The organism is Rhizobacter sp. P5_C2, assembly GCF_054049715.1.
This window is the reverse complement of record NZ_JBFULV010000001.1, coordinates 120,446-137,424: the sequence shown is the minus strand read 5'-3', so window position 1 is coordinate 137,424 and position 16,979 is coordinate 120,446. Positions and strand designations below refer to the sequence as shown.

Here is a 16,979-nt window from a genome sequence, read left to right as displayed (position 1 = left end):
CTTGCTACAGGGCCTCAGATGAGGTCCGCTGCCCCAAGTTCAATCGGTGTGTCCGAAGGCGCTGCCCGGGGCGACCGGCCGCGACTGCAGCCAGGCCGCGGCCGCCAGTCGCTTGCCGCCGGGGCGCTGCAGCTCGGTCAGCAGCAGCGATCCGGCGCCGCAGGCGACCTCGAGCCCCGCAGGGCCGCTGGACAGCACGGTGCCGGGCTGGCCGCTGCCGGCACGGACCTCGCCGCGCCAGAGCTTGACGGTCTCGCCGTCCAGCAGGCCGGTGGCGCCGGGGAACGGGTCGAAGGCGCGCAGCTGGCGCTCGAGCTGCTCGGCGGGCAGCGTCCAGTCGACCGCCGCCTCCGCCTTGTCGATCTTGTGCGCATAGCTGACGCCCTCGGCCGGCTGCGGCGTGCGCGGCATGCCGCCGCAGGCCGCCAGTTCGAGCGCCTCGACGATCAGGCGTCCGCCGAGCGGTGCCAGCCGGTCGTGCAGGCTGGCGGTGGTGTCGCCGGGCAGGATCGGCAGCGTCTCGACCAGCAGCATGTCGCCGGTGTCGAGCCCGGCGTCCATCTGCATGATCGTGATGCCGGTCTGCGTGTCGCCGGCCTCGATCGCGCGGTGGATGGGCGCGGCGCCACGCCAGCGCGGCAGCAGCGAGGCGTGGATGTTCAGGCAACCGCGCGCCGGCAGGTCGAGCACCCACTGCGGCAGGATCAGCCCGTAGGCGGCGACGACCATCACGTCCGGTCGGGCGTCCTGCAGCGCGGCACGCGCCGCGGCCGCATCGTCGGGGTACTTGCCGTCCAGCCGCAGGCTGCGCGGCTGGGCCACCGCGATGCCGTGGCTTTCGGCGAAGGCCTTCACCGGCGACGGTTGCAGCTTCATGCCGCGGCCGGCCGGGCGGTCGGGCTGCGTCAGCACCAGCGGGATCTCGAACCTGGCGGCGTGCAGGCGGGCCAGCGCGATCTGCGCGAACTCGGGGGTGCCGGCGAAGACGACGCGCATCGCAGTCATCGGTTCTCGCGGCTCAAGGGCGCTGCTCGTCGCGGGTGCGCTTCAGCATCTTGGTCTTGATGCGGTCGCGCTTCAGCGGGCTCAGGTACTCGACGAACACCTTGCCGAGCAGGTGGTCCATCTCGTGCTGCACGCACACCGCGAGCAGCCCTTCGGCGTCGAACTCGACGCTTTCGCCGGCGCGGTTCAACGCGCGCACGCTGACGCGCGCGTGGCGGGGCACCTTGTCGTAGATCAGCGGCACCGACAGGCAGCCTTCGTCGCCGGTCAGCATCTCGTCGCTGAGCGCCGTCAGCTCGGGGTTGATCAACACGTGCGGTTCGTCACGCCGCTCCGAGGTGTCGATCACGATCACGCGTTCGTGGACGTCGACCTGCGTCGCGGCGAGGCCGACGCCGTCGGCCTGGTACATGGTCTCCAGCATGTCGTCGACAAGCTGTCGGATGCGTGCGTCCACTTGCGTGACAGCCTTCGCAACGGTGTGCAGGCGGGGATCGGGGTAACGAAGGATCGAGAGCTTGGCCATGTGGGAAACGCGCAACGCCGGACGGCGTGACAGGACGCACGCGAGGTGTGTCCGGAAGTCAATTTCGTTGCGATATCAAGGGTTTAGGGGCAGAATCTGTGAAACTGAATGAAGATTTTCGCTGAGTCGCAGGCGTCGTGCCGCGGCCCGGTTCAGTTAACCGCACAACGCAGCATTGTGCTGCCTGAGCGCCCGGAGACTTACCTTCATGACCCGAAGCCACCGTATCGCCCTGTCGTTCCCCCGGGCTGCCGCCATCACCGTTGCGCTGGGCGTCTGCTTCGGTTCCGCGACCGCGAACGCAGAAGCCGGCAACTACCCGATCACGCCCAAGCAGCGCAGCACCGCCAAGCAGGTGGCCGAAGCCGGCGTCGCACTGTCCGAACTGTCGCCCAACGCGCCCGATTCGTACACCGTGAAGACCGGCGACACGCTGTGGGGCATCTCCAGCATGTTCCTCGTCAGCCCGTGGCGCTGGCCCGAGCTGTGGGGCATGAACCTCGACCAGATCCGCAATCCCCACCTGATTTACCCGGGCCAGGTGCTGTTCCTCGACAAGGCCAATGGCCGTGCGCGGCTGCGCGTCGGCAGCGGCGAGCAGGGCGGCGTCGTCAAGCTGTCGCCGCGCGTGCGCGAAGGCGATCTGTCGCGCGACGGCATCCCGGCCATCGCGCTGAACCTGATCGAGCCGTTCCTGAACGAGGCGCTGCTCCTCGACGAGAACGAACTCGCAAAGGCGCCGCGCGTCGTCGCGACGCCCGAGGGCCGCGTGCTGCTGGCCCGTGGCGACAAGGCCTACGTGCGCGGCGACCTGGGCGGCGTGCGCAACTTCCGCTTCTTCCGCGAGCCGCAGCCTTTGCGCGACCCGACCACCAATGAAGTGCTGGGCTACGAGGCCTTCTACCTCGGCACTGGCGAGCTGATCCGCCAGGGCGACACCAGCGGCGCCGCGCGTGCCGACGACATCGTCCCCGACACGTTCATGCTGAACAACATCCGTCAGGAAGTGCGTGTCGGCGACAAGCTGTCGCCGGTGCCTCCGCGCGAATTCCAGAACTACGTGCCGCGCGCGCCGCAGTCGCCGATCACCGGGCAGATCGTGTCGGTGTACGGCGAGGCGGTGGCGGCCGGCCAGAACCAGGTCGTGTCGCTGAACAAGGGCGCGCGCGACGGGCTCGAGAAGGGCAACGTGCTGGCGCTGTGGAAAGACGGCGCACGCACCGTCGACAAGACAGAAGCCGGAACGCCCGCGATCAAGCTGCCGGACGAGCGCCACGGCTTCCTGTTCGTCTTCCGCGTGTTCGACCGCATGTCGTACGCGCTGATCCTGTCGGTGCAGGAACCGGTTCGCCGCGGCGACCGCTTCACGCAGCCCTGAACGCCCTGCGCTGACCGCGACTGCCGCGTTGTTGTCGTCAGGCAGTCGCCGGTCGGATGACCGGCATGGGTGCTTCTCCCGCGTTCCATGGGTCCGCCCCGATCGATGATTGGGCGGCCTGGGTTCGCCTGACCGAAACTCCCGATGTCGGACGCGAGGCAGCGCGCAAGCTGCTGGCGGCGTTCGGCTCGGCCCAGGCGGTGCTGCAGGCGGGATCTGCCGCGCGCCGGCAGGTCGTCGCGCCGGCCATCGCCGATGCGCTGAATGAGGTGTCGGCGGAACTCTCCGATCTGCTGGACACCACGCAGCGCTGGCTTGCCTCGGCCTCGGCCGATGCACCGCGCCGCATCGTCACGCTGGGCGATCCCCACTATCCGGCAGCGTTGCTGCAGACCGCCGACCCGCCGTTGATGTTCTATGCCGAGGGGCGCATCGAACTGCTGGCCGCGCCCTGCGTGGCCATCGTCGGCAGCCGGCAGGCGACGCCCCAGGGGCTGGCGAATGCGAAGGCCTTTGCGCGCGCGTTGGGCGAGGCCGGCATGACGGTCGTGTCCGGACTCGCCCAGGGCATCGACGGCGCGGCGCACGAAGGCGCGCTGCAGGGGCCTTCGAGCACCATCGCGGTGGTCGGCACCGGCCTGGACCAGGTCTTCCCGAAACGCCATGCCGCGCTGGCGCAGCGGATCAGCGTCGAGGGGCTGATGCTCAGCGAATACGCGCTCGGCATGCCGCCGCTGCCGCACAACTTCCCTCAGCGCAATCGCATCATCGCCGGGCTGTCGCGCGGCACGCTGGTCGTCGAGGCGGCGCTGCAATCGGGATCGCTGATCAGCGCCCGACTGGCCAGCGAGGCGGGGCGCGAGGTGTTCGCGATTCCCGGGTCGATCCATTCGCCGCAGTCGCGCGGTTGCCACGGCCTCATCAAGCAGGGCGCCAAGCTGGTCGAGAGCGCGGCCGACGTGCTGGAGGAGATCCAGTTCCCTCTGCACACGGCCGCCGGCGCGAATGCCGAGGTGGGTGCTCACGCGGACGCTACTTCCGACGATGCCGTCGAAGACGCGGTACTGGCTGCCCTCGGCTTCGAACCGGCCAACCTGGATGCGCTGGTGGCGCGCACCGGATGGTCGGCGCAGCAGCTCAACATCCGACTGCTGGAGCTCGAACTGGAGGGCCGCGTCAACCGCCTTCCGGGGCAGCTGTTTCAGAGGGTTTCAGCCGCCTGAGCCACCCCGAACGCAGGGCTTTTTGCCGCTCATCCAGCAGTGACGCTGCGGTATAGTGGGTTCATGTTCGACGTGCTTGTCTACCTGTACGAAAACTACTGGCGGCCGGACGCATGTCCCGACCACGCCCAGTTGACGCGCAAGCTGTCGGCGATGGGCTTCGAGTCGGACGAGATCGAAGAAGCCTTGTCCTGGCTCGACGGTCTGGCCACTGCGGCGCAGTCCCATGCCGGCGAGCAGAGCGCCGACAGCCTGCGCGTGTACTCCCCGGCCGAGCAAGAGCACCTGGGCGAGGCATCGATCGGCTTCGTCAGCTTCCTCGAATCCGCCGGCGTGCTGCCGCCGCCGATGCGCGAGATGGTCATCGACCGTGCCACGGCGATCTCCGGCGGGCCGGTCGACCTCGAAGACCTGAAGATCATCGTGCTGATGGTGTTCTGGAGCCTGGGCGAAGAACCCGATGCGCTGATCCTGGACGAGCTGTTCGTCGACGAAGCGGACCGGCTGATCCACTGAGCGCTGGCTTCGCGCCAAGCGTCCCGCCAAACAGAAGGCCACCGCATGCGGTGGCCTTTTTGTTGGGTGGCGGCAGCCTCAGTTCAGCAACCGGCTCGGATCGACATCGAGCTTCGCCAGCGCGCTGCGGGTGGCCCGCACGGTCAGCGATTCGTCCTGCGCCGGCACCAGCAGCCCGGCCTGCAGGAAGGCGGCCAGCCGGTGCTGCTGGAACAGGATGCCCCGCCCGTGCGGCGACACGAACAACGCCAGCTGGCGCCGCAGCCCCTGCCACGCCAGCTGCACCGCTTCGTTGCGGTTGCGGTAGTCGAGCATGTACCAGCCGCCGACCTGGAGTTCGCGTGCCCAGGTCATCATCGCCGGCGTCGGCATCGAACCGCCTTCGCCGACCACCTCGAGTTCGGCGCTCTCATGGCCTGACAGGTCGAGCACCATCGCTTCGTCGATGTCGACGTCCGCCGAATCGGGCAGCATCTCCTCGAGCGTCTCGAGGCGCACCATCAGTTCCTCGAGCCGCTCCTGCGGGATCGCGGCGGTCTTCGCGGTGAACGCCGCGGCGAGCGAGTTGTTCAGCCGCTGGATGTGCTCGTCCTGGCGCTCCGGCGAGACACCGGCGTGGTCCATGCCTTCGCGCAGCGTCTTCAGCAGCGGCGGCAAGCGGCGGATCACCTCGGCGCGCTCCTCGCGGGAGACCTTCGCGCTCGCCGACCAGATCAGGTCGGCCGCGGCGCGCTTCATCGTCTTGGTTTCCTGGCCCTGCGCGCCGCTCTTCACGGCCGTCATCGCCATCACGTCGGCCCAGACCTGGAACAGGAAGTCGCGCACGCCTTCCTGCACCGGCACCTCGTTGAGCATCTTGCGCAGCTCGATCGTGTACTGGATCGCGAGGGTCTCGCGCTGCTCGACCTGCTGCGCCAGCGAGACGCCCTTGCGGGTCGCTTCGTTCTCGTTCTGGAAATAGTTCTCGAGGAACTTCTCGAACTCGGTCAACACCGTCTGGAACACGCGGCGCCCGGTGTCGGGGTAGGCCTCGACGACCTGCACGACGCGCTTGATCTCGCGCTCGAGCGCATCGCCGACGGCGCGGCTGGTGGAGTCGAAACCCATCACGCAGGCGCCCATGCGGTCGATCAGCCGGCGCGCCGGGTGGTCGACGGTCGCGAAGAAGTCGGGTTCGCTGACGGCCACGCGCAGCACCGGCATCTGCAGCCGCGCGAACCAGACGCGCACGACGGCCGGGATGCGCTCCTCGGTCAGGATGCTCTGGAACAGCAGTGCGACGATCTCGATCGTCGCGCGCTCGACCGGGGTCGACGCGGCCTTCTTCAGCGCCTGCTTGCGCTGGTGCAGTTCTTCGAGCAGGGCTGGCGTGCTGACCTGGCCCGGCCCGGTGCGCGGAGAATCTTGCGAGCCCAGCCGCCGCTGGATGCCTTGCTGGGCATCCGAGATCGCGGCCTTCAGCTCGGGCGAGGTCGAATTCATCGGCGCCGTGCGGCTGAAATCGGGCAACTGCCGGCCGATCAGCCGGTTCAGGCGCCCGAGCACGGCTTCGGCATGGTCCGACCCGCGGGCAAAGCCGCCGGCTCGGGTCATCATGCGGGTTTCTTCGCCGACCCCGGTGCGGCCGAAGCCGGTGGCCGGCTGCGCGGCGGTGGCCGATGCGCCACCCGAGCCGCCTCCCGCAGCGCTCTGGGAATTGCGCGTGCGGCGGATGAACGGGCGCAGGTCGATGTCGGGCAGCACGCCCTTCTGCACGAGCCACCGGTTGGTCTCGTGGTATGCCTCTTCGGCGAAATGGGCGAACTCTTCGTGGATCACGCCTTGCAGCGTGCGCCACAGGTCATGGTTGAGCGAGGCACCGCGCCATGCGGCGGTGACGATGCGCGCGAGCACATGGGGCCGCAGCACGTCGTTGGTGTCGAGCTCGTCGCGGCGCTCCATCGCCGACATGCGCGAGCGCAGGTCGGTGAACTCCCACGATGATTTGTCCATCATCGCCAGCGCCAGCCGGGAACTCAGGATCTCGACCTCGATGGTGTCGTCGTCGACCAGCGTCATGCTGGCGGCGCGCCCCGGCGGCGGCAGGTCGCCCGGGCGGGATGCCGACACCATGCCGCTGCCGAGCGACGCACGCAGTGCCGTCGTCATGCCGCTGACCCACAGCGGCGCAGCGCGGCGCAGGTCGGCCGCGGCATCGCGGCGCTTGTACTGGATGCTGTGCTCGGCCGTCTGGGTGGCGAGCAAGCGAGCGCCTTCTTCGACGGCCTGGACGATGCCCGGCACGCCGTACAGCAGCCGCTCGACGTAGGAGCGGCGCGCCTGGGCGGCCAGGGCCAACGAATCGGCGGCGGTCGCCATGAAGGTGTCGGATAGCGCTCGAGTGGGGGAAGCCCTTACTCTACACCACCGCTCCGGCGTTCGGATCGTCCGGATCGGTCTCTTTGGCGGTCGCTTTCATCAGGTCTTCACGCTTCACGCCCAGCCACATCGCGATGGCGGCGGCGACGAAAACCGACGAGTAGATGCCGAACAGGATGCCGATCGTCAGCGCCACCGCGAAGTAGTGCAGCGTCTGGCCGCCGAAGATCAGCATCGACAGCACCATCATCTGCGTGCTGCCGTGCGTGATGATGGTGCGGCTCATCGTGCTGGTGATCGCGTGATCGATGACCTCGTGCGTCGACATCTTGCGGTACTTGCGGAAGGCTTCGCGGATCCGGTCGAAGATCACGACCGATTCGTTGACCGAGTAGCCCAGCACCGCGAGCACGGCGGCCAGCACCGACAGGCTGAACTCCCACTGGAAGAACGCGAAGAAGCCCAGGATGATGATCACGTCGTGCAGGTTGGCGACGATCGCGGCGACCGAGAACTTCCACTCGAAGCGGAACGCGAGGTACAGCATGATCCCGGCGATCACGAAGACCAGCGCCTTGGCGCCGTCTTCAGCCAGCTCGCGGCCGACCTGCGGGCCGACGAACTCGTTGCGGCGCAGCGTCACCGGCTCGGCGTCGCCGGCGGTGCAGACCGGCCGTGAGACGGCCTCGCCCTTGTCGCTGACGAACTGCTTGGTCGAGACCGTGCCCTTCTCGGCTGTGCACAGCGCGCCGAACACCCGCTCGACGACCACGTCCTGCTTGACGTCGGGCCGCACCGGCAGGCGGATCAGCACATCGCGCGCGCTGCCGAAGTTCTGCACCTGGGCCTCGCCCAGTTGCAGCGTCTCGACGATGCCACGCACCCGGTTGATGTCGGCCGACTGCGAGTACGCCGTCTCGATCAGCGTGCCGCCGGTGAACTCGACCGACAGGTGCAGGCCGCGGGTCACGAGGAAGAACACCGCGGCCAGGAAGGTCAGCAGCGACACGATGTTGAACACCAGCGCGTGCCGCATGAACGGGATGTCGCGCTTGATCCGGAAGAATTCCATGGAGATGCCTGCTTGTTCTGGTGTTGCGTGGATCAGCCTTGCGACGACTGGTCGCCCGGCGCGGCCGGTACCGCGCCTTGCGGACGCCAGACCTGGCCGATCGACACGCCCTTGAGCTTCTTCTTGCTGCCGTACCAGAGGTTCACCAGGCCGCGCGAGAACATCACGGCGGAGAACATCGACGTCAGGATGCCGAGGCAGTGCACGACCGCGAAGCCCTTGATCGGGCCGGACCCGAAGGCCAGCAGCGCGACACCGGCGATCAGCGTCGTGACGTTCGAGTCGAGGATGGTCGCGAACGCCCGCTCGTAGCCGGCGTTGATCGCCGTCTGCGGCGCTGCACCGTTGCGCAACTCTTCACGCACCCGCTCGTTGATCAGCACGTTGGCGTCGATCGCCATGCCCAGCGTCAGCGCGATGGCGGCGACGCCCGGCAGCGTCAGCGTGGCCTGCAGCATCGACAGCACCGCCACCAGCAGCAGCAGGTTGAAGGCCAGCGCCAGTGTCGAGAACACGCCGAACAGCATGTAGTAGCAGCACATGAACAGCGCGATCGCGGCGAACCCGCCCATCACGCTGTGGAAGCCCTTGGCGATGTTGTCGGCGCCGAGCGTCGGGCCGATCGTGCTCTCTTCGATGATGTCCATCGGCGCGGCCAGCGAGCCGGCGCGCAGCAGCAGCGCGGTGTCGGTGGCTTCGGACGGCGTCATCGAGCCGGAGATCTGGAAGCGGTTGCCGAGTTCGCCCTGGATCACCGGCGCGGTCACGACCTCGCCCTTGCCCTTCTCGAACAGGATGATCGCCATGCGCTTGCCGATGTTCTCGCGCGAGGTGTCGCGCATGATGCGCGCGCCCTTGGCGTCGACGGTCAGGTCGACCTTCGGCTGCTGGGTCTGGCTGTCGAAGCCGGGTTGCGCATCGGTCAGGCTGTCGCCGGTCAGCACGACATTGCGCTTGACGATGATCGAGCGGCCGCCGCGTTCGACGAAGCGCTCGGTGCCGAACGGCACCGGCCCGCTGCCATTGGCCGCGGCGCTCGCTTCGGCGCTGTCGTCGACCATGCGCAGCTCGAGCGTCGCGGTGCGGCCGAGCGTCTGCTTCGCCCGCGCCGTGTCCTGCACGCCGGGCAACTCGACGACGACGCGATCGATGCCCTGCTGCTGGATCACCGGTTCGGCGACGCCGAGCTCGTTGACGCGGTTGTGCAGCGTCGTGATGTTCTGCTTGATCGCGGCATCCTGGACCAGGCGGGCTGCCGCCGGCTTCAGCACGCCGGACATGCGGATCTCGGTGCCGTCGGGCGTCTCGGTCCACTGCAGGTCGGGCAGCTGTTCGGTCAGCAGCGCGCGCGCCGCATTCACCGTCTCGCGATCGCGGAAGCGCACGTCGACGGTGTTGCCGTCGCGCGTGATGCCGGCGTGGCGCAGGTTCTTGTCGCGCAGCAGCGTGCGGATGTCGCCGGTCAGCGCTTCGGCCTTCTTGGTCAGCGCCGACTTCATGTCGACCTGCATCAGGAAGTGCACGCCGCCGCGCAGGTCGAGGCCGAGGTACATCGGCAGCGCATGGATCGCGCTGAGCCAGTGCGGCGAGCGCGACAGCAGGTTCAGCGCGACGACATAGCTCGGGTCGTTCTCGTTCGGGTTCAGCGCGCGGCTGATCGCATCCTTGGCCTTGGCCTGGGTGTCGAGGTCGCTGAAGCGGGCGCGCACCGAGCTGCCGTCGAACTCGACGAAGTCGGGCTGGATGCCGGCGGTTGCCAGCACCTGCGACACGCGCTGCGTCATCGACGAATCGAGCTTCAGCGTCGGCTTGCCGCTGCTGATCTGCACCGCCGGTGCTTCACCGAACACATTGGGCAGCGTGTACAGCAGGCCGACCACCAGCGCGATCGCGAGGATCGCGTACTTCCACCACGGATAACGATTCATGGCGCGCTGCTTACTTGACCGTGCCCTTGGGCAGCACTTGCACGACGGAGCTGCGCTGCACCTGCACCTCGACGCCGTTGGCGATCTCGACGTGGATGAAGGTCTCGCCGAGCTTGGCGACCTTGCCGAGCAACCCGCCGGCGATCACGACTTCGTCGCCCTTGGCGATGGCCTCGATCATCGCCTTGTGCTCTTTCTGCCGCTTCATCTGCGGACGGATCATCACGAAGTACATCACCACGAACAGCAGCACGAACGGCAGCATGCCGGTGATGCCGCCGCCAAACGGCGACTGGGCGCCTGCAGCGGGAGCGGCCTGGGCAAAAGCTTCGGAAATGAACACGTGAGAACCCTCAGTGGACGCCCCTGCGTGCCAGACGGCCCGGGGCAGAAATGAAAAGTCCGCGATTGTAGGTTGTGGCGCGCGGGCAAAGTCCTGGCGCTGACCTTGGTTTCTTTTGGCGGATCGTGTTGACAGCGCCTTCAGAAGTCCTTCATAATCCGCAGCTTCGCCGAAACGCCCGTTTGGCCTCGTGACACAGCAGATGTGATTCGAGAGCAAAACGAGCCCCGGCTCCGCCCACACCACGGGCCCAAGACTGACTGCGCTTGCGCAGTACAAGTTGGGGACAGAACATGATTCAAATGCAATCGCGGCTTGATGTCGCGGACAACACTGGCGCGAAATCCGTCATGTGCATCAAGGTGCTCGGCGGCTCGAAGCGTCGTTACGCCGGCATCGGTGACGTGATCAAGGTCAGCATCAAGGAAGCTGCGCCGCGTGGTCGCGTGAAGAAGGGCGAGGTCTACAGTGCCGTCGTCGTTCGCACCGCCAAGGGCGTTCGCCGCCAGGACGGCTCGCTGGTCAAGTTCGACGGCAATGCCGCCGTCCTGCTGAACGCCAAGCTCGAGCCCATCGGCACCCGCATCTTCGGCCCGGTCACGCGTGAACTGCGTACCGAGCGCTTCATGAAGATCGTTTCGCTCGCACCTGAAGTGCTCTGAGCTGAGACAAGTCAAAGGACGAGCCATGAACAAGATTCGTACAGGCGACGAGGTCATCGTGTTGACCGGTCGCGACAAGGGCAAGCGCGGCAAGGTGATCGCGCGCATCGATGCTGACCACCTGACGGTCGACGGCGTGAACGTCGTCAAGAAGCATGTGAAGCCGAACCCGATGAAGGGCGCCACCGGCGGCATCGTCGACAAGGTCATGCCGATCCATCAGTCGAACATCGCCATCTTCAATGCGGCGACCGGCAAGGGTGAGCGCGTGGGCATCAAGTTGCTGTCTGACGGCAAGAAGGTCCGCGTGTTCAAGTCCAGCGGCGAAGAAATCAAGGCATAAGAGGTCAGCCATGGCACGTTTGCAACAGTTTTACCGCGAGAAGGTCGTTCCCGACCTCGTGACGAAGTTCGGCTATGTCTCGACGATGCAGGTTCCCCGCATCACGAAGATCACGCTCAACATGGGCGTGAGCGAGGCAGTCTCCGACAAGAAGGTCATGGAACACGCCGTCAGCGACCTGACCAAGATCGCCGGCCAGAAGCCCGTGGTCACCAAGTCGAAGAAGGCGATTGCCGGCTTCAAGATCCGTGACGGCGTGCCGATCGGCTGCATGGTCACGCTGCGTGGCGTCCAGATGTATGAATTCCTCGACCGCTTCGTGACGATCGCGCTGCCGCGCGTTCGTGACTTCCGCGGCATCTCGGGTCGTTCGTTCGATGGCCGTGGCAACTACAACATCGGCGTCAAGGAACAGATCATCTTCCCCGAGATCGAGTACGACAAGGTCGATGCGCTGCGTGGTCTGAACATCAGCATCACGACGACTGCCAAGAGCGACGATGAAGCCAAGGCGCTCCTCGCTTCGTTCAAATTCCCGTTCAAGAACTGAGGTGGCCCGTGGCTAAGACATCCCTCATCCAGCGTGAACTGAAGCGCGAGCAACTGGTTGCCAAGTTCGCGAAGAAGTACACCGAGCTGAAGTCCACCGCGAACGACGCGAAGAAGTCCGACGAAGAGCGTTACGCCGCGCGCCTGGAGCTGCAAAAGCTGCCGCGCAACGCGTACCCGACCCGTCAACGCAACCGTTGCGAGCTGACCGGCCGCCCGCGTGGCACCTTCCGCAAGTTCGGCCTGGGCCGCAACAAGATCCGCGAACTCGCGTTCAAGGGCGACATCCCCGGTGTCGTCAAGGCCAGCTGGTAATCGGCAGGACGATCAGGAGATATTCGAATGAGCATGAGTGATCCTATCGCCGATCTGCTGACGCGCATCCGCAACGCACAGATGGTCCAGAAGACCTCCGTGACGATGCCGGCGTCGAAGCTGAAAGTGGCGATCACGCAAGTCCTGAAGGACGAGGGCTACATCGAGAGCTTTGCAGTGGTGGGCGAAAAGTCCAAGCCGCAGCTCGAGATCACGCTGAAGTACTACGCCGGCCGCCCGGTGATCGAACACATCGAGCGCGTCAGTCGCCCGGGTCTTCGGATCTACAAGGGCCGCCACGATATTCCGAGCGTGATGAACGGCCTCGGTGTCGCCATCGTGACCACGCCGAAGGGCGTGATGACGGATCGCAAGGCTCGCCAGGCCGGTATCGGCGGCGAAGTCCTTTGCTACGTCGCCTAAGGAACGGAGAAGCGAATGTCCCGCGTAGGAAAAATGCCGATCACCGTCCCGCAAGGCGTGGACGTGTCGATCACCGCTGAGAAGATCAGCGTCAAGGGTTCGCTCGGCACGCTGGTGCGCCAGGTGAACGGCCTGGTGGCCGTGAAGAACGAAGGCGGCAAGCTGATGTTCACGCCGGCCAACGACAGCGTCGAAGCCGATGCGATGTCGGGCACGATGCGCGCGCTGGTGGCCAACATGGTCAACGGCGTCAGCAAGGGCTTCGAGAAGAAGCTGACGCTGGTGGGCGTGGGCTTCCGTGCCCAGGCTGCCGGCTCGAAGCTGAACCTGCAGATCGGTTTCTCGCACCCGGTGGGGAAGGACATGCCGGTCGGCATCACGGTCACCTGCCCGACGCAGACCGAGATCTTGATCAAGGGATCCGACCGCCAGGTCGTCGGACAGATCGCCGCCGAAGTGCGCGCGATCCGGCCGCCCGAGCCCTACAAGGGCAAGGGCATCCGGTATGCCGACGAGAAGGTCACCCTCAAAGAGACCAAGAAGAAGTAAGGAGCGAACGACATGTTGAACAAAAAAGATCAGCGCATCCGTCGCTCCCGCCAGACCCGTGCACGCATTGCGACGCAACGCGTGGCGCGTCTGACGGTCTTCCGCACCAACCTGCACATCTACGCCAGCGTCATTTCCGACGACGGCCAGAAGGTGCTCGCCACCGCCTCGACCGCCGAAGCCGACGTCCGCAAGGAACTGGGCGCCGCCGGCAAGGGTGGCAACGTGGCCGCGGCCACCGTCATCGGCAAGCGCATCGCCGAAAAGGCGAAGGCGGCTGGTGTCGAGAAGGTGGCGTTCGACCGCGCCGGTTTCGCATACCACGGCCGCATCAAGGCGCTGGCAGACGCGGCTCGCGAAGCCGGCCTGCAGTTCTGATGCCCTCGGGCGTCTGAGAATCGGCGAAGACAAGGAATTCGACAATGGCAAAGTTTCAACCCCGCGCTCAAACTGAAGGCAACGACGACGGCCTGAAGGAGAAGATGATCGCGGTCAACCGCGTCACCAAGGTCGTCAAGGGTGGCCGCACGCTGAGCTTCGCGGCACTGACCGTGGTCGGTGATGGCGATGGCCGCATCGGCATGGGCAAGGGCAAGGCGAAGGAAGTTCCGGTCGCCGTGCAGAAGGCGATGGAATCTGCCCGTCGCAACATGGTCAAGGTCTCGCTGAAGAACGGCTCGATCCACCACAAGGTGATCGGCGAGCACGGTGCTTCGCGCGTCCTGATGGCACCGGCGAAGCCGGGTGACGGCATCATCGCTGGCGGCCCGATGCGCGCGGTGTTCGAAGTGATGGGCGTGACCGACATCGTCTGCAAGAGCCTCGGTTCGACCAATCCGTACAACCTCGTTCGTGCCACGCTGAATGCCTTGAAGCATGTCAGCACGCCGGCTGAGATCGCCGCCAAGCGTGGCCTGTCCGTCGAGCAGATCCTCGGCTGAACGGCACGCGGAGAAACATCATGGCTGACAAGAAAACCGTCAAGATCAAGCTGGTCCGCAGCATCGCCGGCACGCGCGAGTCGCACCGCGCGACCGTGCGCGGCCTGGGCCTGCGCAAGCTGAACAGCGAATCGACGCTGGAAGACACGCCGGCAGTGCGCGGCATGATCACCAAGGTCCAGTACCTGGTCAAAGTGCTCTGAGCCGAGGAACGAACATGGAACTCAACAACATCAAGCCCGCCACGGGTGCCAAGCATGCCAAGCGCCGCGTCGGCCGTGGCATCGGCTCCGGCCTGGGCAAGACGGCCGGTCGCGGCCACAAGGGTCAGAAGTCGCGTTCGGGCGGCTATCACAAGGTCGGCTTCGAAGGCGGCCAGATGCCGCTGCAACGTCGCCTGCCGAAGCGCGGCTTCAAGTCGGCGCTGCTGAAGTACAACGCTGAAATCACGCTGACCGACCTCGAGGTGCTGGCCGCCGATGAAGTCGACATGCTGACGCTGAAGCAAGCGGGCCTCGTCGGCCAGCTGGCCAAGGTGGTCAAGGTCATCAAGACCGGCGAGCTGACCAAGAAGGTCGTGCTCAAGGGCATTGGTGCGACCGCCGGTGCGAAGGCCGTGATCGAAGCCGCTGGCGGCTCGGTGGCGTAAGCCTTTTCGAACAGACTCAACCCACCCACTCACTCGGGACACGCTTCAGTGGCAACCAACGCGAATCAGCTGGCCAAGAGCGGCAAGTTCGGCGACCTCCGTCGCCGGCTCGTCTTCCTGGTGTTGGCGCTCGTCGTGTACCGCATCGGCGCGCACATCCCGGTGCCGGGCATCGATCCGAACCAACTGCAGGCGCTGTTCAAGGGCCAGCAGGGCGGGATCCTGAGCCTGTTCAACATGTTCTCGGGCGGAGCACTGTCGCGCTTCACCGTGTTCGCGCTGGGCATCATGCCGTACATCTCGGCGTCGATCATCATGCAACTGATGACCTACGTGGTGCCGAGCCTGGAGGCGCTGAAGAAGGAAGGCGAGTCGGGCCGCCGCAAGATCACGCAGTACACCCGCTACGGCACGCTGGGTCTCGCGGTGTTCCAGTCGCTGAGCATCGCGCTCGCACTGGAAGGCTCGCCTGGCCTGGTGGTCTCGCCCGGCTTCGGCTTCCGGATGACGGCGGTCGTGAGCCTGGTGGCCGGCACGATGTTCCTGATGTGGCTGGGTGAGCAGATCACCGAGCGCGGTCTGGGCAACGGCATCTCGATCCTGATCTTCGGTGGCATCGCGGCTGGTCTGCCGAATGCGATCGGCGGCCTGCTCGAGCTGGTGCGAACCGGCGCGATGGGTGTCCCGGTGATGCTGTTCATCCTGATCGTGATCGGCGCGGTGACCTACGCTGTCGTGTTCGTCGAGCGGGGCCAGCGCAAGATCCTCGTGAACTATGCGAAGCGCCAGGTCGGCAACAAGGTCTACGGTGGCCAGTCGTCGCACCTGCCGCTGAAGCTGAACATGTCGGGCGTGATCCCGCCGATCTTCGCGTCGTCGATCATCCTGCTGCCGGCCACCGTGGTGAGCTGGTTCGCAACGGGCGAAAGCCTGCGCTGGCTGAAGGACCTGGCCGGCCTGCTGTCCCCGGGCCAGCCGATCTACGTGATGCTGTATGCAGCCGCGATCGTGTTCTTCTGCTTCTTCTACACGGCGCTGGTGTTCAACAGCCGTGAGACGGCAGACAACCTGAAGAAGAGCGGCGCGTTCATTCCGGGCATCCGCCCGGGTGACCAGACGGCCAAGCACATCGACCGCATCCTGTCCCGCCTGACGCTGGCCGGTGCGATCTACATCACGCTGGTCTGCCTGCTCCCCGAATTTTTGGTGCTGAAGTACAACGTTCCGTTCTACTTCGGTGGAACCTCGCTGCTGATCATCGTGGTTGTCACGATGGACTTCTGGGCGCAGGTGCAGTCTTATGTGATGAGTCAGCAGTACGAGTCGCTGCTCAAGAAGGCGAATTTCAAGGCCAGCTGATGCTGGTGATCGACGAAGACAGTCACGAAACAGACAGGCATGGCGAAAGACGACGTCATTCAGATGCAAGGCGAGATTCTGGAGAATCTGCCGAATGCCACGTTTCGTGTGAAGTTGGAAAACGGGCACATCGTGCTGGGCCACATCTCCGGAAAAATGCGGATGCACTACATCCGCATCCTGCCCGGCGACAAGGTGACAGTCGAGTTGACGCCCTACGATTTGACGCGGGCCCGCATCGTGTTCCGGGCCAAGTGATTGTTCGGAACACGACGAGTTTGAATCAGGAAGCGCTCGAAAAGGGCCTAGGAGAAGAGTATGAAAGTTGCAGCATCGGTCAAGAAGATGTGCCGGAATTGCAAGGTCATCCGTCGCAAGGGCGTTGTGCGCGTGATCTGCACTGATCCGCGCCACAAGCAGCGCCAAGGCTGAACCTGGCCTTCGACGACAAGCGAATAGAGGAAGCACATGGCACGTATTGCTGGTATCAACATTCCGCCGCAAAAACACGCGGAGATCGGCCTGACGGCGATTTACGGCATCGGTCGCAGCACCGCGCAAAAGATTTGCGCAGTCTGCAATGTTCCGTTTGATCGCAAGATCAAGGACCTGACCGACACCGACCTGGAGAAAATCCGGGAAGAAATCGGCCGCATGACGATCGAAGGCGACCTGCGCCGCGAGATGTCCATCAACATCAAGCGATTGATGGACCTCGGGTGCTACCGTGGCTTCCGTCATCGCCGTGGCCTGCCGGTTCGCGGCCAGCGCACGAAGACGAATGCGCGCACTCGCAAGGGCCCGCGCAAGTCCGGCGCCCTGGTCAAGAAGTGATTTGAG

23 protein-coding genes are annotated in these 16,979 nt (G+C 65.6%); 17 read left to right on the top strand and 6 right to left on the bottom strand.

Annotation, left to right across the window (positions count from 1 at the left end):
- Positions 1–39 precede the first annotated feature (39 nt).
- A complete protein-coding gene (gene fmt / locus ACXJLU_RS00710) occupies positions 40–996 on the bottom strand; it encodes a methionyl-tRNA formyltransferase (protein ID WP_457328619.1) in 957 nt (318 codons plus the stop codon).
- A gap of 22 nt (positions 997–1,018) precedes the next feature.
- Positions 1,019–1,531, bottom strand: coding sequence for a peptide deformylase (gene def / locus ACXJLU_RS00705; protein WP_457328603.1), 513 nt, complete (start codon positions 1,529–1,531; stop codon positions 1,019–1,021).
- A gap of 208 nt (positions 1,532–1,739) precedes the next feature.
- Between def and ACXJLU_RS00700 the strand changes: the two genes are divergently transcribed.
- The 3 genes from ACXJLU_RS00700 to ACXJLU_RS00690 all read left to right on the top strand — a co-directional run bounded on the left by ACXJLU_RS00700 (position 1,740) and on the right by ACXJLU_RS00690 (position 4,648).
- Entirely contained in the window at positions 1,740–2,909 is a 1,170-nt protein-coding gene (locus tag ACXJLU_RS00700) for a LysM peptidoglycan-binding domain-containing protein (protein ID WP_457328602.1), read from the top strand.
- 65 nt (positions 2,910–2,974) lie between these two features.
- Positions 2,975–4,132: a DNA-processing protein DprA gene (gene dprA, locus ACXJLU_RS00695; protein WP_457328601.1), complete on the top strand. Its 1,158-nt coding sequence runs from the start codon at positions 2,975–2,977 to the stop codon at positions 4,130–4,132.
- Positions 4,133–4,195: 63 nt separating this feature from the next.
- Positions 4,196–4,648, top strand: coding sequence for a Smg family protein (locus tag ACXJLU_RS00690; protein ID WP_073465998.1), 453 nt, complete (start codon positions 4,196–4,198; stop codon positions 4,646–4,648).
- A gap of 78 nt (positions 4,649–4,726) precedes the next feature.
- Here the strand turns inward: ACXJLU_RS00690 and ACXJLU_RS00685 are convergent, their stop codons facing one another.
- The 4 genes from ACXJLU_RS00685 to yajC are packed head-to-tail and all read right to left on the bottom strand — an operon-like array spanning position 4,727 to position 10,349.
- Positions 4,727–7,006 carry a DUF1631 family protein gene (locus tag ACXJLU_RS00685; RefSeq protein WP_457328600.1) on the bottom strand — a complete coding sequence of 760 codons (2,280 nt, stop codon included), beginning with the start codon at positions 7,004–7,006 and terminating at the stop codon, positions 4,727–4,729.
- Positions 7,007–7,046: 40 nt separating this feature from the next.
- A complete protein-coding gene (gene secF / locus ACXJLU_RS00680; protein ID WP_457328599.1) occupies positions 7,047–8,078 on the bottom strand; it encodes a protein translocase subunit SecF in 1,032 nt (343 codons plus the stop codon).
- A gap of 32 nt (positions 8,079–8,110) precedes the next feature.
- On the bottom strand, positions 8,111–10,006 hold the full coding sequence (gene secD / locus ACXJLU_RS00675; protein ID WP_457328598.1) for a protein translocase subunit SecD: 1,896 nt from the start codon (positions 10,004–10,006) through the stop codon (positions 8,111–8,113).
- A 10-nt stretch (positions 10,007–10,016) separates the two neighbouring features.
- Entirely contained in the window at positions 10,017–10,349 is a 333-nt protein-coding gene (yajC, locus tag ACXJLU_RS00670; RefSeq protein WP_073466002.1) for a preprotein translocase subunit YajC, read from the bottom strand.
- 293 nt (positions 10,350–10,642) lie between these two features.
- On the opposite strand from yajC, the gene rplN reads away from it, so the two are divergent.
- The 14 genes from rplN to rpsM are packed head-to-tail and all read left to right on the top strand — an operon-like array spanning position 10,643 to position 16,973.
- On the top strand, positions 10,643–11,011 hold the full coding sequence (rplN, locus tag ACXJLU_RS00665) for a 50S ribosomal protein L14 (RefSeq protein WP_011831006.1): 369 nt from the start codon (positions 10,643–10,645) through the stop codon (positions 11,009–11,011).
- A gap of 25 nt (positions 11,012–11,036) precedes the next feature.
- Positions 11,037–11,354, top strand: a complete 318-nt coding sequence (rplX, locus tag ACXJLU_RS00660) for a 50S ribosomal protein L24 (protein WP_073466003.1) — start codon at positions 11,037–11,039, stop codon at positions 11,352–11,354.
- 10 nt (positions 11,355–11,364) lie between these two features.
- Positions 11,365–11,904: a 50S ribosomal protein L5 gene (gene rplE / locus ACXJLU_RS00655; RefSeq protein WP_047507690.1), complete on the top strand. Its 540-nt coding sequence runs from the start codon at positions 11,365–11,367 to the stop codon at positions 11,902–11,904.
- A gap of 8 nt (positions 11,905–11,912) precedes the next feature.
- Positions 11,913–12,218 carry a 30S ribosomal protein S14 gene (gene rpsN / locus ACXJLU_RS00650; RefSeq protein WP_073466004.1) on the top strand — a complete coding sequence of 102 codons (306 nt, stop codon included), beginning with the start codon at positions 11,913–11,915 and terminating at the stop codon, positions 12,216–12,218.
- A 27-nt stretch (positions 12,219–12,245) separates the two neighbouring features.
- Positions 12,246–12,641 (top strand): 30S ribosomal protein S8, encoded by a 396-nt coding sequence (rpsH, locus tag ACXJLU_RS00645; RefSeq protein WP_073466005.1) that lies wholly within the window; start codon positions 12,246–12,248, stop codon positions 12,639–12,641.
- Between the two features lie 15 nt (positions 12,642–12,656).
- Complete coding sequence (gene rplF, locus ACXJLU_RS00640; protein WP_457328597.1) at positions 12,657–13,190, top strand: 50S ribosomal protein L6; 534 nt, start codon at positions 12,657–12,659, stop codon at positions 13,188–13,190.
- A 12-nt stretch (positions 13,191–13,202) separates the two neighbouring features.
- Positions 13,203–13,568 (top strand): 50S ribosomal protein L18, encoded by a 366-nt coding sequence (rplR, locus tag ACXJLU_RS00635; RefSeq protein ID WP_073466007.1) that lies wholly within the window; start codon positions 13,203–13,205, stop codon positions 13,566–13,568.
- 44 nt (positions 13,569–13,612) lie between these two features.
- Positions 13,613–14,131 (top strand): 30S ribosomal protein S5, encoded by a 519-nt coding sequence (gene rpsE / locus ACXJLU_RS00630; RefSeq protein WP_056805286.1) that lies wholly within the window; start codon positions 13,613–13,615, stop codon positions 14,129–14,131.
- A 20-nt stretch (positions 14,132–14,151) separates the two neighbouring features.
- Positions 14,152–14,334: a 50S ribosomal protein L30 gene (gene rpmD / locus ACXJLU_RS00625; protein ID WP_047507678.1), complete on the top strand. Its 183-nt coding sequence runs from the start codon at positions 14,152–14,154 to the stop codon at positions 14,332–14,334.
- Between the two features lie 14 nt (positions 14,335–14,348).
- Positions 14,349–14,780 (top strand): 50S ribosomal protein L15, encoded by a 432-nt coding sequence (gene rplO, locus ACXJLU_RS00620; RefSeq protein ID WP_457328596.1) that lies wholly within the window; start codon positions 14,349–14,351, stop codon positions 14,778–14,780.
- Positions 14,781–14,828: 48 nt separating this feature from the next.
- Complete coding sequence (gene secY, locus ACXJLU_RS00615) at positions 14,829–16,139, top strand: preprotein translocase subunit SecY (protein WP_073466009.1); 1,311 nt, start codon at positions 14,829–14,831, stop codon at positions 16,137–16,139.
- Positions 16,140–16,178: 39 nt separating this feature from the next.
- Positions 16,179–16,397 (top strand): translation initiation factor IF-1, encoded by a 219-nt coding sequence (infA, locus tag ACXJLU_RS00610; RefSeq protein ID WP_047489367.1) that lies wholly within the window; start codon positions 16,179–16,181, stop codon positions 16,395–16,397.
- 60 nt (positions 16,398–16,457) lie between these two features.
- Positions 16,458–16,571, top strand: a complete 114-nt coding sequence (rpmJ, locus tag ACXJLU_RS00605; protein WP_011830995.1) for a 50S ribosomal protein L36 — start codon at positions 16,458–16,460, stop codon at positions 16,569–16,571.
- 36 nt (positions 16,572–16,607) lie between these two features.
- Positions 16,608–16,973, top strand: a complete 366-nt coding sequence (gene rpsM / locus ACXJLU_RS00600; RefSeq protein ID WP_056805297.1) for a 30S ribosomal protein S13 — start codon at positions 16,608–16,610, stop codon at positions 16,971–16,973.
- Positions 16,974–16,979 lie beyond the last annotated feature (6 nt).